We start from the raw sequence: 14,509 nt of genomic DNA, 5'->3' as shown, positions 1-14,509 counted from the left end.
GTGGAGGGTTCACGACACACCGGCGTGTCGCGACCGTGTCGAAGCTCCCGGCCGGCGTCAGGACCCCGCGGCGCTCCGGGCGCGCCAGGCGCTCTCCACCATCTCGGCGACGGTGTGGCGCATCTCCCAGCCGAGGTCGCGGGCGGCGGTCTCCCCCGACGCGACGATGCGGGGCGGGTCGCCCGGGCGGCGCGGCGCGACCTCCGGGGTGAAGGCGATGCCGGTGCTGTCGGCGATCGCGGTCATGATCTCGCCGACCGAGGCGCCGGTTCCGCTGCCCAGGTTGTAGACGGGCTCGATCGGCTCGCCGGCGGCCAGGCGGCGGGCCGCCGCGACGTGCGCGAGCGCGAGATCGGCGACGTGGATGTAGTCGCGGACGCAGGTGCCGTCCGGAGTGGGGTAGTCGTCGCCGTTGATGCGCGGCGTCCGGCCGGCCAGGAGCGCCTCGAACACCAGCGGGAAGAGGTTGTGCGGGCTGGTGTCGTAGACGTCCGGGTAGCCGGAGCCGACGACGTTGAAGTAGCGGAGCGACGCGTGGCGCACCCCGTGCGCGCGGCCGGCATCGGCGAGCAGCCACTCGCCGATCAGCTTCGACTCGCCGTAGGGCGACTCGGGGCTCTTGGGGGTGCTCTCGGTGACGAGCTCGACGTCGACCGCGCCGTACACCGCGGCGCTGGAGGAGAAGACGATCGAGCGGACGCCGGCGCGCTCCATCGCGGCGAGCACGCGCATCGTGCCGGTGACGTTCTGCTCGTAGGTGTGCAGCGGGCGCTGCACCGAGACTCCCGCGTACTTGAAGCCGGCGACGTGCACGACGCCCTCGATGTCGTGCTGCGCGAAGACCTCGTCCAGCAGCGCCTCGTCGAGGATCGAGCCGCGGTGGAACGGCACGCCCTCGGGGACGAAGCCCTCGTGGCCGGACGACAGATCGTCGAGGACGACGGGGTCGATGCCCTGCTCGGCGAACGCGCGCACCACGTGCGCTCCGATGTACCCGGCTCCCCCGGTGACCAGCCATGCCATGTGGATCCTCCTCGATGACGGGCGCCGCGCGCGCACCGACGCAACCCTAGCGGCGGGGCGGCGCGGTCCAGGTGGCGGGATCTCGTGGTGTCGCGATATCCTGCCGTCGTGCTCCGCTCCGCCGCCGTCCTCGCCCTGCCCGGGGTCGCCCCGTTCGAGTTCGGCGTGGTCTGCGAGGTGTTCGGGATCGACCGGCGCGACCACGGCGGGCCGGTGTTCGACTTCCGGATCGCGACCGCGGATCCGGGGCCGGTGCGCACCTCGCTCGGCTTCGAGCTGATGATCGCCGACGGCCTCGAGGCGGCCGAGGACGCCGACCTGATCGCGGTGCCGGCGCATCCGATCGGCCCCGCCGATGAGCGAGTGCTCGCCCTGCTGCGCCGCGCCCACGAGCGCGGGGCGTGGATCGTGAGCGTCTGCAGCGGCGCCTTCGTGCTGGCCGAGGCGGGACTGCTCGACGGGCGGCGGGCGACGACGCACTGGATGCACGCCGACGAGCTCGCCCGGCGCCACCCGGCGGTCGAAGTCGACCCGGACGTCCTGTTCGTGCAGGAGGGGCGGATCGTCACGGGCGCCGGGACCGCGGCCGGGATCGACGCGTGCCTGCACATCGTCCGCGAGGAGCTCGGCGCCGCGGCCGCGAACGTCGTCGCGCGCCGCATGGTGGTGCCGCCGCAGCGCCACGGCGGCCAGGCGCAGTTCATCCCGACGCCGATCCCGGAGGCGCGCGCGGACTCGCTCGCCGACGTCACCGAGTGGATGCTGCGCCACCTCGACGAGGAGCTCAGCGTCGACCTCCTCGCGCGGCGAGCGCTGATGTCGCCGCGCACCTTCGCCCGCCGCTTCCGCGCCGACCTGGGCACCACGCCGCTGGCCTGGCTGAACCGCCAGCGGCTCCTCCGCGCCCAGCAGCTGCTGGAGGAGTCCGACCTCACCCTCGAGGCGATCGCCGCCCGCGTCGGCTTCGGCACCGCCGCCGTCCTCCGCCACCACTTCGCCCGCGTGCTGCAGACGACGCCCGCCGCCTACCGCCGCACCTTCGCGACGGCGGCCGCGGCCGCCTCCTGAGCCGCGCCGGGACCCACCGACCCGGTGGCGGTGGGTCCCGATACGCGCTGCGCGCTACTCGACCAGCATGCTTCGCCCTGCGGGCTGCTCGACCGGCATGGGCGGGACGGCCGTCCATGCTGATCGAGTAGCCCGCGCAGCGGGCGTATCGAGATCCACCACCGCGAGGACGACGGACCGGAGGGCCCCGGTCAGACCGTGGCGACGAAGAGGGTGCCGCGGCCGGTGACCGAGAGGGCGCGCTCCGACGGCGTGACGTAGACGCTGCCGCCGCGCTCGACCTCGACCGAGCCCTCGGCGCCGTGGACGGTGAAGGACCCGGCGGTGGCGATCGCGATGGCCGGACCGTCGAGCTCGACGCGCACCGGCTCGTCCGAGGCCGGCTCGACGACGGCGAGCAGGAAGTCCGGCACGTCCGGCCGGTAGACGCGCAGCCCGGGCGCGGGCTCCTCGGCCGGCAGGTACGGCACCGGCAGCGGCGAGAACTCGAGAACGCTGACCAGCTCGGGCACGTCGATGTGCTTGGGCGTGAGCCCGCCGCGCAGCACGTTGTCGGAGGCGGCCATCAGCTCGACCCCCGTGCCCGCGAGGTAGGCGTGGATGTTGCCGGCGGGCAGGTAGAGCACCTCGCCGCGGGCGAGCCGCACGCGGTTGAGCAGCAGCGAGAGCACGACGCCCGGGTCGCCCGGGTAGGCCTCGGCGAGCGAGAGCACCGTTGCGGTCTCGAGGCGGTCGTCGCCCTCCGACGCTTCCACCACGGCGGCGATCAGCGCCGCGACCTCCGCGCGGTCGCCGTCGGCGAGCAGCCAGGAGACCGCCCGCCGCAGGACGACCGACGGCTCGCCCTCGAGCTCGCCGGCGAAGCGCGTGATCGCCGCCGCCCCCTCCCCCGCGGCACGGCCGGCCAGCTCCGCGAGCAGCGCGCGGGTGCCGTCGAGCTCGCGGAACCCGCAGAGCGCGTCGAAGCTCTCGGTGAGCGCGTAGATCAGCTCGGGCTTGTGGAACGGGTCCTTGTAGTTGCGCTCGGCCGCGTCGCGCGGGACGCCGGCCTCGTCCTCCTCGACGAACCGGCGCTGCGCCGTCGCGGACGACGGGTGCGCCTGCAGCGACAGCGGTGCGCCCGCCGCGAGGATCTTGAGCAGGAACGGCAGCCGCGGTGCGCCGGACACGGGGTCGACCGAGCCGGCGACTCCGGCGAGCGCCGTCTCCGGCTCGCGGGCGATCCACTCGGCGAGGGTCGACGCGCCGACGGAGGCGGGGTCGAGGATGCGGGCCGGCGAGCCCGGGTGCGCGCCGAGCCAGAGCTCCGCCTCGGGTCGGCCGGACGGCGCGGTGCCGAGGGCGTCCGAGATGCCGGTGAGCGAGCCCCAGGCGTAGTCGCGGGGGGTGTTGCCGATCGGGATGAACACGGCGGAGGCCTTCCGTTCCGGGGCGGGCTGCGAGGCGGGATGCGGGGCTGCGCCGTCCGGACCCTGCCGGGGCGGCCCGGGCCCGACGCTAGCAGGATCTACAAGAGCGGCCCCGGAGGACCGGCCGCCGCTTGGCGCCGATCGCCAGCGTCCGCGCCGGCCGTCCGCCCCCTTCGTACGCTGGAGGAAGCCGCACCGCCGCCGCTCCTGCGGGCCGAGTCGCTGCGCGCCCGAGCGATGGAGCGATGAACCATGGACAGCACGACCTTCGAACTGCTCAACGCCGACTTCTACGGCTTCGAGTCGCGGCTCACCCCCGCCGAGAAGGAGCTCCTCGTGGGCGTCCGCACGTTCCTCGAGGAGCAGGTCCGCCCGATCGCCGACGAGTACTGGGAGCGCGCCGAGTTCCCGCGGCAGCTCATCCCCGGGATCCACGCCACCGGCGTGATCGGCCTCTCCTGGCCCGAGACGCGCACGATCGAGAACTCGTCGGTGTTCCGCGGCTGGGTCGCCCTCGAGTTCGGCCGGGTCGACGCGAGCATCGCCACCTACGTCGGCGTGCAGAACGGCCTGGTGATGGGGACCGTCGGCGTCGCCGGCTCCGAGGAGCAGCGGGCCGAGTGGCTGCCGAAGCTCGCCTCGGGCGAGGTGATCGGCGCCTTCGGCCTCACCGAGCCGCACTCCGGCTCCGACTCCGCGCAGGGCCTGCGCACCACCGCCCGCCGCGAGGGCGACACCTGGATCCTCGACGGCGAGAAGCGCTGGATCGGGAACGCGACCTTCAGCGACGTCACCGTGATCTGGGCGAAGGACGTCGCCGACGGCCAGGTGAAGGGGTTCCTCGTCCCGACGAGCACCCCGGGCTACCGCGCCACGGCCATCGCCCGCAAGCAGAGCCTGCGCACCGTGCAGAACGCCGACATCGTGCTCGAGGGGGTCCGCGTGCCGGAGTCGCTGCGCCTGCAGGGCGCGAACTCGTTCCGCGACACGGCGAAGGTCCTCCGCCTGACCCGCGCCGAGGTCGCCTGGCAGGCGATCGGCGTCGCGATCGGCGCCTACGACGCCGCCCTGCGCTACGCCCGCGAGCGCGTCCAGTTCGGCAAGCCGCTGGTCGGGCACCAGCTGGTGCAGGACCTGCTGGTGAAGAGCATCGGCAACATCACCGCGAGCATCGCCCTGGCCACCCGGGTCTCCGAGATGCTCGACGCGGGCGAGCAGCGCGACGAGCACTCCGCGCTCGCGAAGGCGTACACGACGGCGCGGATGCGCGAGACGGTCGCCTGGTGCCGCGAAGTGATGGGCGGCAACGGCATCGTCCTCGACTACGGCGTCGCCCGGTTCTTCGCCGACGCGGAGGCCCTGTACTCCTACGAGGGCACCCGGGAGATGAACACCCTGATCGTCGGACGCGCGATCACGGGCAGCGCGGCGTTCGTCTGAAGCGCAGCCCGCCCGCTCGCCGGCCGCCCGCTCCCTAGACTGTTCGCCATGATCCGACGCGCCGCACCCGCCGCTCCCCGAGCGCTCGCGGTGGCCGTGCTCACGGTGATGCTGGGCGGCCAGGCGCTGCGGAACCTCGCGGGCTGGTGGGGCTGGGGCGTCGTCGTCGCGGCGCTGCTGGTCGGCGTCGTCGTGCTGCTGGTCCGGGTGCGGCCGCGGCTGCGCTGGAGCCGGACGCCCAAGGCACTCGTCGCCTTCCTCGCCCTCGCCGTGCTCTCGCCGCTCTGGTCCGCGTACCCCGGGGCGAGCGCGATCGGCGTCGTCGCGCAGCTCGCCACCTCGCTCGGCGCGGTCGCCCTCGCCCTGACGCTCAGCACGGCGCAGTTCGTCACCGCCCTCGGCCGCGCGCTGCGGATCACCGTCGGCGGCTCGCTCCTGTTCGAGCTCGTCGTGGCGGTCGTCGTCCGCGCGCCCGTGCTGCCGTTCGTCATCGACCTCCCCGCCGGCCGCATCCCGGACGCCTTCTACTGGTCGCAGGCTGCCCTGTTCACCGGCGAGCCGATCCAGGGCCTCGTCGGCAACCGCAACCTGCTCGGCTTCCTCGCGCTGCTCGGCCTGATCGTCGTGCTGATCGAGCTGGCCGCGTGCAGCCTCCGTCCCCGCTGGGGCGTCGTCTGGATCGTCCTGTTCGCCGCGACGCTCCTGCTCACCCGCTCCGCCACCGTGCTGCTCTGCGTCGTCGCCGTCGCGGCGGCCGCGGGCTTCGCGCTCTGGGCGCGGCGCCGCGGCGAGTCGGAGCGGCGGCCCGTCTACGTCACGGCCGCGGCGACCGCCGTCGTGCTCGCGGGCGGCGCGATCGCCGGCTGGGGCGCCCTGCTGGGCCTGCTCGGCAAGAGCGAGGACGCGACCGGCCGGCTCGACATCTGGCGCTCGGTCTGGGCGCTCGCCGCCGAGCGGCCCGTCCTCGGCTGGGGCTGGGTCAGCTACTGGGCGCCCTGGGCCGCCCCGTTCGACGCCCTCGCCGAGCGCAAGGGCGTCCTCTACCTGCAGGCGCACGACGCCTGGCTCGACGTCTGGTTCCAGCTCGGCCTCGTCGGGCTCGTGCTCTTCACCGCCCTCGTCGTCTCCACTCTCTGGCGCGCCTGGTTCCGCGCCGTCGACCGGCCGCGCCGCAGCGCGACGACGGCGCTGCCCTACTCTGCCGTGTCGCTCGCGCCGCTGCTGCTGCTCGCCGCCCTCCTCGCGCAGGCGCTGTTCGAGAGCCGGCTCCTGATCGAGGGCGGCTGGCTCCTGCTGGCCGCCCTGGCGGTCCTGACCAAGCAGCCCGCGAACGAGGAGGAGGACGCGCTCACCGCCGAGCCGATCCCCCTCGCCGGCCAGCGCGCCGTCCGATGAGGGGCGGACGGCCGTCGGCGCTGCCGGCCGCCCTCGCGGACGCCCTGGCGTCCCCGCAGTTCGCGGCGGCCCTCGCGCAGACCTCCCTCGTCGTCGTGCTCTGCGCGCCGGCCGTGCGCGGGATGATCGGCTGGCCCGGCTACATCGCGGCGATCGCGACGCTCACCGCCCTCGCGGCCGTCATGCTCGTGCTGCGGCGCGAGCTGCTCGACTGGGAGGGGCTGCTGCCGACCAGCATCCTGGTCTTCCTCGGCTGGATCGCCCTCAGCACGCTGTGGAGCGGCTACCAGTGGGCCACCGCCTCGAGCGTTCTCTACCAGCTCGCCCTCGCCTTCCTCGCGATCGCGATCGGCCTCACCCGCGACATCATCCAGGTGATCCGCGCGGTCGGCGACGTGATGCGGTTCGTGCTGATCGGCTCGCTGGCCGTCGAGGTGCTCTCCGGCGCCCTGATCGACCGGCCGCTGCACTTCCTCGGCGTCGAGGGCCTCCTGGCCGCCGGCGGCCCGATCCAGGGGCTGGTCGGCACCCGCAACCAGCTCGGGCTGGTCTGCCTGCTGGCGGTCGTCACCTTCTCGGTCGAGCTGATGACCCGGTCCGTGGCGCGCGGCCCGGCCCTCGCCTCCCTCGCTCTCGCCGCGGTCACCCTGGTGCTCACCCGCTCGGCGGTCAGCGCCGGAGTGCTCGTCGTTGCCGCGGTCGTCGCCCTGATCCTGCGCTGGGTGCGCCGCGCCACCGGCGAGCAGCGCCGGAGGCGGCAGTACACGACGCTCGCGGTGCTCGTGGCGTCCGCGCTCACCGCCGGGCTCTTCCGCTTCCGGATCGTCGACCTGCTCAACGCGGGCAGCGAGTTCGAGTTCCGGGTCACCCTCTGGCAGCAGGTCTGGCGCTTCACCGACCTGGCGCCGATCATCGGCTGGGGCTGGGTGGGCTACTGGCGCACCGACCTGTACCCGTTCAACGCGATCGACTTCCTCTCCGGCCGGCCGCACTCCTCCAGCCTGAACGCCGTGTTCGACCTGGCGCTGCAGGTGGGCGTCGTCGGGGTCGCGCTCTTCCTCGTGCTGGTCGGACTCGCGCTCTGGCGCTCGTGGATCATCGCCTCCGAGCGCAAGGCGGTCGTGCACGTCTGGCCGGTGCTGGTGCTCAGCGTCCTCGTCGTCACCTCGCTCGCGGAGAGCTCGCTCCTGGTCGACGCCGGCTGGCTGCTGCTGGTGATCTGCGCGATGCGCGCCGCGCAGGGGCTCAGCTGGCGGCGGCTCCTGCACCCCGGCGACCGGCCCGGCGGGCTGCCGCGACAGCCCATAGCACCGCCAGGTGCTCCTCCCGGCAGCGCTCCCAGCTGAACCGGGCCGCGCGCGCGACGCCCTTCGCGCCGAGCTCGGCGGAGCGCTCGATCGCCTCGAGGATCCCGTCCGCGATCGAGCGCGGCTCGAGCGGATCGACGAGCACCGCGGCGTCGCCGCAGATCTCGGGCAGCGAGCCGGAGTCGGCGGCCGCGACCGGGCAGCCGGAGGCCATCGCCTCGATCGGCGGGAAGCCGAAGCCCTCGTAGAGGCTCGGGAAGGCGAGGACGGCGGCGCGCCGGTAGAGCTCCGCCAGCTCCTCGGTGCCCACGTGCCCGCGCCACTCGACGAAGTCGGGCAGCGGGCCGAGCTTCTCCAGGTCGCCACCGGTCAGGACGAGCCGCAGATCGTGGCCCTCGGCGCGGAGCAGGCGCATCGCCTCGAACAGCCGCGCGTGGTTCTTGTGCGGCCAGGCGCGCGCCGGGTAGAAGACGAAGTCCTCGCGCGCGCCCAGGTGCGGGCGGAAGCGCTCGGTGTCCACGCCGAGGTGGGAGACGTGGATCCGCTCCTCCGGGATGCCGAGCAGCTCGACGATCCGCCCCTTGGTGAACGCGCTGATGGTGATGATCGCGTCGGCCCGGCGCGCTGTGGCCTCGTAGGCGATCCGCCGGAAGACCCGCTCGACGCGCGGGAAGAGCTGCGGGAGGTCCCGGTGCTGGAGGTCGAAGAGCATCTGCACGTGCCCCTGCCGCCGCGACGGCCAAGGCAGCGGGACGGTGAAGGGGAAGTAGAGGATCTCGTCCGGCCCGAGCAGGCGCCGGAGCCGGACGGTGCGCAGCAGCGCCTGCAGCATGCCCGTCGCCCGGCGCCGGTGGCCGGCCCCGCTGACGACGCCCTCGGCGACGATCTCGGGAACGCCCTCGCTGAAACCGCGGGCGTTCTCGGGGACGAGCGCCTGCACGCGCAGCCCCTCCTCCCCCGGCCGCGTCACGAGGAGGCGGGTGAGCGCGCGGGCGTAGGTCTCGCCGCCGCCCATCCCGCCGGGGTCGACGGTGAGCACGGCGAGCGTGACGGGGAGGCGTTCCGGCATGGCGTCCGATCGGATCGAGGCTCCCTCGTGGTGAGGGCCGGGTCAGACTACCCGCGCCCGCCCTCGGCGCCGCGGAGCGCCCCCCGGCGGGTGCTCCGCGGCGCGGCGGAGGCCGGTGGGTAGTATGTAGCCCGCTGTCACCGACCCCGACGAAACGGACCACCACGTGCCCCGCGCTTTGATCACCGGAATCACCGGCCAGGACGGCCTCTACCTCGCCGAGCTGCTGCTCGAGAAGGGCTACGAGGTCTTCGGGCTCGTCCGAGGGCAGAACAACCCCAAGTACGAGCTCGTCCGCCGCACCGTCCCCGAGGTGACGCTGCTCACCGGTGACCTCACCGACGTGTCGAGCCTCGTGCGCGTGCTCGCCGCCTCGCAGCCCGACGAGGTCTACAACCTCGGCGCGATCTCGTTCGTCGCCTACTCGTGGGAGAACGCGTCGCTCACGACCGACGTGACCGGCAAGGGCGTGCTCAACATCCTCGAGGCCGTTCGCCTCTACGCCGGCGACGACATGTCGCGCGTGAAGTTCTACCAGGCGTCCTCGTCCGAGATGTTCGGCAAGGTCCAGCAGGTCCCCCAGAGCGAGGAGACCCTCCTCTGGCCGCGCTCGCCCTACGGCGTCGCCAAGGTCTTCGGTCACTACATGACCATCAACTACCGCGAGTCCTACGGCATGCACGCCTCGTCGGGCATCCTCTTCAACCACGAGTCGCCCCGCCGCGGCCCGGAGTTCGTCACCCGCAAGATCAGCCTCGCGGTAGCCCGCATCAAGCTCGGCCTCCAGGAGACGCTGGAGCTCGGCAACCTCGACGCCAAGCGCGACTGGGGCTTCGCCGGCGACTACGTCGACGCGATGTGGCGGATGCTGCAGCAGCCCGAGGGCGACGACTACGTGGTCGCCACCGGCGAGACCCACGAGATCCGCGAGTACCTCGACATCGCCTTCAACCACGTCGGCATCGAGGACTGGACCCCTTACGTCACGCAGAACCCCGCGTTCATGCGCCCGGCCGAGGTCGACCTGCTCATCGGCGACCCGGCGAAGGCGCGCGACGTGCTCGACTGGCAGCCGAAGGTCTCCTTCCCCGAGCTGGTCTCGATGATGGTCGAGAACGACCTCGCCGAGCAGTCCGCGCTGATCAAGTAGCCGCCGTGCCCGCAGCGTTCGTCACCGGGGCGAGCGGACAGGACGGGGGCTACCTCGTCGAGCGTCTGCTCGCCGACGGCTGGGAGGTCTCCGCGCTCGTGCGCGACGAGGACGCCTCCCTGCCCGCGTCCGTCCGCCCCTTCCAGGGCGATCTCCGCGACCCCGCCGGCCTCGGCCGCGTGGTCGCCCAGGCGCGGCCCGACACGGTCTTCCACCTCGCCGGGATCTCCTCGGTGGCGCAGTCCTGGCAGGAGCCGGTGCTGACCGCCGAGGTCACCGGCACCGCGGTCGCCGCCCTGCTCGAGGCGTCACTGGCCCTGCAGGACTCCGCGGGGCGCGAGGTCCGCTTCGTGCAGGCGTCCTCCTCGGAGATCTTCGGCGCGGCCACCGAGAACCCGCAGACGGAGGCGACGCCGATCCGCCCCGTGTCGCCGTACGGCGCCGCGAAGGCGTTCGCGCACCTCCTCGTCGGCGTCTACCGCGGCCGCGGCCTGCACGCGTCCTCCGCGATCCTCTACAACCACGAGTCGCCGCGCCGCCCCGAGAGCTTCGTCACCCGGAAGATCACGGCCGGTGTGGCCGCGATCGCCGCCGGAACCGCGACCGAGCTCTCGCTCGGCAACCTCGACGCGCGCCGCGACTGGGGCTGGGCGCCCGACTACGTCGACGCGCTCGTCCGCGCCTCGCGCGCCGAGGCGGCCGGCGACTACGTCGTCGCGACGGGCGTCGCGCACTCCGTCCGCGAGTTCGTCGGCGCCGCCTTCGCGGCCGCCGGCATCGACGAGTGGGAGGACCGAATCCGGATCGACCCGCGCTTCGCCCGCCCCGTCGACGCCCCCGAGATGCGCGGCGACGCGTCGAAGGCCCGGGCGGAGCTCGGCTGGGCGCCGACGGTCGCCTTCGAGGAGATCGTCGCCCGCATGGTCGAGAACGACCTCGAGCTGGCCCGGGCCGCGAACTGAACCGCGGCCCGGCCCCGCTCGGGGCCGGGCCGGCTCACTCCGCGTCGGCGAACGACCGTCCTGCGACGGACGCGTCGTCGGAGGCGACGCCCTCCGTCGTCCCGGCGCCCTCGACGAGGTAGTCCCAGACGCGCTCCGCGTACTGGTCCCACGTCCCGCCGTCGATCGCCAGGGCCTCGGCGGTCAGCCGCTCGTGCAGCGCCGTGTCGGTCAGGAGCCGCTCGAGCGCGGCGGCGATGTCCTGGTCGTCGTGCGGATCGACGAAGAGGGCGCCGCCCTCGGACGCGACCTCGCGCATGCTGCCGAAGCCCGAGGTGATCACCGGCGTCCCCACCGAGAGCGACTCGACGATGGGCAGGCCGTAGCCCTCGTTGATCGAGGGGAAGACCGTGCAGTGCGCCAGGCGGTACGCACTCCAGAGCAGGGCGTCGGTGATCGAGGACAGCGAGCGCACCGGGCGCCCGAAGCCCTCGAGGACCTCCAGCCGGTAGAGGAACTCCGCGCTGTTCCACGCGTTGCCGCCGATGAAGACGAGGCTGAACTCCAGACCGCGCCGCCAGAGCAGCTCGGCCGCGTGCAGGACGGCGAGGTGGTTCTTCCGCGGCTCGTGGCTGCCGACGCACACCACGAGCGGGAGACCCTCGGTCACGAGCGAGCGGGCGGCGGTGGCCAGCTCCTGCTCGGTGACGTCCTCGGGCTGCGACGGCAGGAGGATCGGCCGGATGTCCGGCCCCGCCACGCCGATGCTGCCCAGCATGTGGCGCCAGCCCGAGTACTCGGTCGCGGCCGCGGCCGAGATCGTCGCGATCCGATCCATGTGCGAGACCGCGACGAGGGTGCGCGAGAAGGCCGCGCTGATGCCGGTGCTCGCCGTCTCGGCGGTGGTGACCGGGACGCAGTCGAAGCCGATGGTGCCGGTGCGGTTGCCGCTGAACTCGGCCAGCGCCGCGATGCGGGAGGTCCGCTCGTCCTCGACCGCGAGCTCGGGGAGGATGTAGGTGCACTCCCACGGGACGATGACGCGGGAGCGGTCCTCCTGGGCGTCGCGGACGTCGCCGGCGACGGCGTTCCGGCTCTGCTCCGGGGTGAGCAGGACGAGCGACTCGTGCGTGCTGTCCCAGCCGGCGAGCAGGACCTCGTGGTCGCGGGACCACCGGGCGATGCTCTGCCGGACGACGCGCTGGATCCCGGTCGCGAGACCGGTCCGCGCGGTGTGGTGGACGTCGATCACGACGGCCCCGACGACCACCTCGACGTCGGGGTGGTGGAACCGGGCGAAGACGCGGTCCGAGGCGATCGTGGACGCGGCGTGGCGCAGCAGCTCCGCCGTGCCGCCGAGCCGCGCTCGGCGACGGCCGTCGACGACGTCCTCGCGACGCGGCAGCGTCCCGCGGAGCACGGACAGCACGAGCCAGACCTCCCGGTCGCTCGGGGCCGGGAGGAGGACGCTCAGCTGCCCGGTGAGCGCGTCGACGCTCGAGAGCGGCTCGACCGCGGGGGCGAGGGTGCGGACGAGGGTCGAGAGACGCTCGATGAGGTACTGCTTACTGCGCACGGCGCGCCTCCTCAGGCTCGGTGGGCTCGGGATCGAGGCGCTCGGGTCCGGCGGACTCCGGCTCGAGCGACTCCGAGTCGGTCCGCTCCGAGTCGAGCGGCTCCGAGTCGAGGAAGGCCGAGGGGGCGATGAGGGCATCCCACAGCTCCGCGGCGTAGTCGTCCCAGGTGCGCACCGGGCGCTCCACGGCCTCGCGGCGCAGCCGCTCGAGGAGCTCGGCGTCCGTCAGCAGCGCCCGCATCGCGTCGATCAGCTCGTCGTCGGACGCGGGGTCGATGAGCACGCAGCCGCCGTGCTCGGCGATCTGCGCCGTGCTGCCGAACTTCGAGGTGAGGACGGGCAGGCCGATCGAGAGCGCCTCGGCCACCGGCAGTCCGTAGCCCTCGTGCAGGGACGGGAACGCGAGGAACCGCGCCTCCCGGTAGCTGGCGACGAGCACGTCGTCACCGACTCCGCGCAGGACCTCGACCGGCCGGCCGGCCGCCACGAGCTCGCGCACGCGCGGATCGAAGACCTGGTGTGACCACGGGTTCGCCCCGCCGATGAAGCGCAGGCGGAACCGCAGCCCGGCGCGCCAGAGCACCTCGGCGGCGTGCAGCACGGCGAGGTGGTTCTTGCGCGGCTCCTGGCTGCCCACGCAGAGCACGAGCGGCATCGACGACGTCGTCCCGCCGACCGCGCGGATCCCGTCGGGCAGCTCGACCGGCAGCGGCACGGCCTGCACCGAGGGACCGACCAGGCCCTGGGCGGGGAGCGCGCGGACGAAGCCGCCGTACTCGAGCGCGGCCGCCGAGCTCACCGTCGCCACCCGCGCGGCGTGCTTGACGACCGAGAGGAAGTTGACGTAGCGCACCGTCTCCTCCGGCGGGACCGTGTCGGCGCTGATGACGGGGATGGCGTCGTGCCCGAGGATAACGACCTCGTTCCCGGAGTGCTCCGCGAGCGCGGACAGCGGCCCGCACTGGTTGTACTCGGGGACGGAGGGGATCACGACGACGCAGCGGTACGGGACCACGAACTCGGTGCGCTCGGGGTCGCCGTGGCGCCAGGCGCGACGGTCGGACGCGGCCCAGTCGACGACGCGCTCCCGCTCGATCGGGCTGAGCCGGCGGAAGGACAGGGAGCCGTGCACCCAGGCGACCGGGATGATCTCGTGCGTCGCGTCCCAGCGCGAGACGGTCTGGCGCACGACGCGCTGCACGCCGGTGTTGTGCCCGTGCCGGGCGGGGAAGTCGACGTCCACGAGGACGGCGCCGGTGACGACCTCGACCCTCGCTCCGAGGTCGGCGAAGCCGGTCGCGGTCCGCGAGCCGGCCTCCATGAAGATGCGCAGCGCCGCCTCCTCGGGGGCCAGCGCGATCGCGCGCCGGAACCACTGGAAGAGCTCGCTGGTGGGGTAGGCGGCGGTGAAGGAGACCAGCGCCACCCAGGTCAGCTCGTCGTCGCCGCGGAGCCGGATCTCGCGGGCCACCTCGTCGAGGTACGGGCCCGGGCCGCGGGCGAGCAGGGAGCGGCGGGTGTCCTCGTCGAAGAGGAGCGCTCCGATCTGCTCGAGGCGCTGCAGCATCGCCTCGGATCGCTCCGCGCGTGCGGCGGCGGTGCCCTCGCTCATCGCGCCCGGCCGGACAGCCGGCGCTTGGCGAAGCGCGCCGAGTGGCCGATCGCGCCCGGCAGGCCGAGCTGCCGGACCCGGATCTGGAAGGTGCGGACCAGGCGCAGGGGCTTGGTGACCCGCCAGGAGAGGGTGTGCTCGAAGCCGCTGGCGGTCACCCCGCCGACCTGGATCCGCTCGACCCACAGGTCGAAGGGGTCGTTCAGCAGGGCGTCGACCTGGGTGCGCAGACGGCGCACCTCGTCGGCGTCGTCGCCCGGGAGGTCGTCGCTCGAGGGGTCCTCGTCCGGCCGGAGGGCCTGGAGGCTCGGGTCGGCGGAGATCGGCGCCTCCTCGGCGGAGCCCCCGAGTTCGGGGACCGGATCGCCGGCACTCTGGGCCACAGGCTCCAGCGGGACGTCGGATGGCTGCGTGGGCATGGCGAACACCTCGTTCGTGTCGTTCAGTCGGCGAGCGGGGACAAGACTACCCGCGCGGCGGCTGGGGTCGGCGCGCTCTCCGGCCGTGGCGCTCGGGTCG

The 14,509-nt window shown here is 73.7% G+C and carries 12 protein-coding genes; 6 read left to right on the top strand and 6 right to left on the bottom strand.

Annotation, left to right across the window (positions count from 1 at the left end; translation table 11 throughout):
* Positions 1–57 precede the first annotated feature (57 nt).
* Positions 58–1,023, bottom strand: a complete 966-nt coding sequence (gene galE, locus EDF22_RS04280) for a UDP-glucose 4-epimerase GalE (RefSeq protein WP_123444382.1) — start codon at positions 1,021–1,023, stop codon at positions 58–60.
* A gap of 108 nt (positions 1,024–1,131) precedes the next feature.
* On the opposite strand from galE, the gene EDF22_RS04275 reads away from it, so the two are divergent.
* Positions 1,132–2,091 (top strand): GlxA family transcriptional regulator, encoded by a 960-nt coding sequence (locus EDF22_RS04275; RefSeq protein WP_123702649.1) that lies wholly within the window; start codon positions 1,132–1,134, stop codon positions 2,089–2,091.
* A gap of 191 nt (positions 2,092–2,282) precedes the next feature.
* Here the strand turns inward: EDF22_RS04275 and manA are convergent, their stop codons facing one another.
* Complete coding sequence (gene manA / locus EDF22_RS04270) at positions 2,283–3,500, bottom strand: mannose-6-phosphate isomerase, class I (protein ID WP_123702647.1); 1,218 nt, start codon at positions 3,498–3,500, stop codon at positions 2,283–2,285.
* A gap of 252 nt (positions 3,501–3,752) precedes the next feature.
* Between manA and EDF22_RS04265 the strand changes: the two genes are divergently transcribed.
* The 3 genes from EDF22_RS04265 to EDF22_RS04255 are packed head-to-tail and all read left to right on the top strand — an operon-like array spanning position 3,753 to position 7,681.
* On the top strand, positions 3,753–4,940 hold the full coding sequence (locus EDF22_RS04265) for an acyl-CoA dehydrogenase family protein (protein ID WP_123702645.1): 1,188 nt from the start codon (positions 3,753–3,755) through the stop codon (positions 4,938–4,940).
* A gap of 48 nt (positions 4,941–4,988) precedes the next feature.
* Entirely contained in the window at positions 4,989–6,335 is a 1,347-nt protein-coding gene (locus EDF22_RS04260) for an O-antigen ligase (protein WP_123702643.1), read from the top strand.
* Positions 6,332–7,681 (top strand): O-antigen ligase, encoded by a 1,350-nt coding sequence (locus tag EDF22_RS04255; protein WP_123702641.1) that lies wholly within the window; start codon positions 6,332–6,334, stop codon positions 7,679–7,681. Before EDF22_RS04260 ends, EDF22_RS04255 begins: the two co-directional genes overlap by 4 nt.
* On the opposite strand, the gene EDF22_RS04250 is transcribed toward EDF22_RS04255, so the two are convergent.
* Positions 7,581–8,711: a glycosyltransferase family 1 protein gene (locus EDF22_RS04250; protein WP_123702639.1), complete on the bottom strand. Its 1,131-nt coding sequence runs from the start codon at positions 8,709–8,711 to the stop codon at positions 7,581–7,583. The genes EDF22_RS04255 and EDF22_RS04250 overlap by 101 nt on opposite strands.
* 166 nt (positions 8,712–8,877) lie before the next feature.
* Between EDF22_RS04250 and EDF22_RS04245 the strand changes: the two genes are divergently transcribed.
* Both EDF22_RS04245 and EDF22_RS04240 read left to right on the top strand, forming a co-directional pair.
* Positions 8,878–9,861, top strand: a complete 984-nt coding sequence (locus tag EDF22_RS04245) for a GDP-mannose 4,6-dehydratase (RefSeq protein ID WP_123444375.1) — start codon at positions 8,878–8,880, stop codon at positions 9,859–9,861.
* A gap of 5 nt (positions 9,862–9,866) precedes the next feature.
* A complete protein-coding gene (locus EDF22_RS04240; protein WP_123702637.1) occupies positions 9,867–10,823 on the top strand; it encodes a GDP-mannose 4,6-dehydratase in 957 nt (318 codons plus the stop codon).
* A gap of 34 nt (positions 10,824–10,857) precedes the next feature.
* Here EDF22_RS04240 and EDF22_RS04235 read toward each other — a convergent pair whose 3' ends face one another.
* Genes EDF22_RS04235 through EDF22_RS04225 form a run of 3 tightly spaced genes read right to left on the bottom strand, consistent with a single transcriptional unit; the run spans position 10,858 to position 14,409 of the window.
* Complete coding sequence (locus tag EDF22_RS04235; RefSeq protein ID WP_185038726.1) at positions 10,858–12,378, bottom strand: glycosyltransferase family 1 protein; 1,521 nt, start codon at positions 12,376–12,378, stop codon at positions 10,858–10,860.
* Positions 12,368–13,990, bottom strand: coding sequence for a glycosyltransferase family 1 protein (locus EDF22_RS04230; RefSeq protein WP_123702635.1), 1,623 nt, complete (start codon positions 13,988–13,990; stop codon positions 12,368–12,370). Before EDF22_RS04230 ends, EDF22_RS04235 begins: the two co-directional genes overlap by 11 nt.
* Positions 13,987–14,409, bottom strand: a complete 423-nt coding sequence (locus EDF22_RS04225) for a hypothetical protein (RefSeq protein ID WP_127886090.1) — start codon at positions 14,407–14,409, stop codon at positions 13,987–13,989. The genes EDF22_RS04230 and EDF22_RS04225 overlap by 4 nt, the downstream gene beginning before the upstream one ends.
* Positions 14,410–14,509: the final 100 nt, after the last annotated feature.

The organism is Rathayibacter sp. PhB127, assembly GCF_003751665.1.
GTDB classification, from domain to species: domain Bacteria; phylum Actinomycetota; class Actinomycetes; order Actinomycetales; family Microbacteriaceae; genus Rathayibacter; species Rathayibacter festucae.
This window is presented reverse-complemented; position numbering and strand designations above follow the sequence as displayed.

Excerpts from the sequence above, each read along its gene's own strand:
- galE (WP_123444382.1), bottom strand. The coding sequence starts at position 1,023 with ATGGCATGGCTGGTCACCGGGGGAGCCGGGTACATCGGAGCGCACGTG.
- EDF22_RS04265 (WP_123702645.1), top strand. The coding sequence starts at position 3,753 with ATGGACAGCACGACCTTCGAACTGCTCAACGCCGACTTCTACGGCTTC.
- EDF22_RS04260 (WP_123702643.1), top strand. The coding sequence starts at position 4,989 with ATGATCCGACGCGCCGCACCCGCCGCTCCCCGAGCGCTCGCGGTGGCC.
- EDF22_RS04255 (WP_123702641.1), top strand. The coding sequence starts at position 6,332 with ATGAGGGGCGGACGGCCGTCGGCGCTGCCGGCCGCCCTCGCGGACGCC.
- EDF22_RS04250 (WP_123702639.1), bottom strand. The coding sequence starts at position 8,711 with ATGCCGGAACGCCTCCCCGTCACGCTCGCCGTGCTCACCGTCGACCCC.
- EDF22_RS04230 (WP_123702635.1), bottom strand. The coding sequence starts at position 13,990 with ATGAGCGAGGGCACCGCCGCCGCACGCGCGGAGCGATCCGAGGCGATG.
- EDF22_RS04225 (WP_127886090.1), bottom strand. The coding sequence starts at position 14,409 with ATGCCCACGCAGCCATCCGACGTCCCGCTGGAGCCTGTGGCCCAGAGT.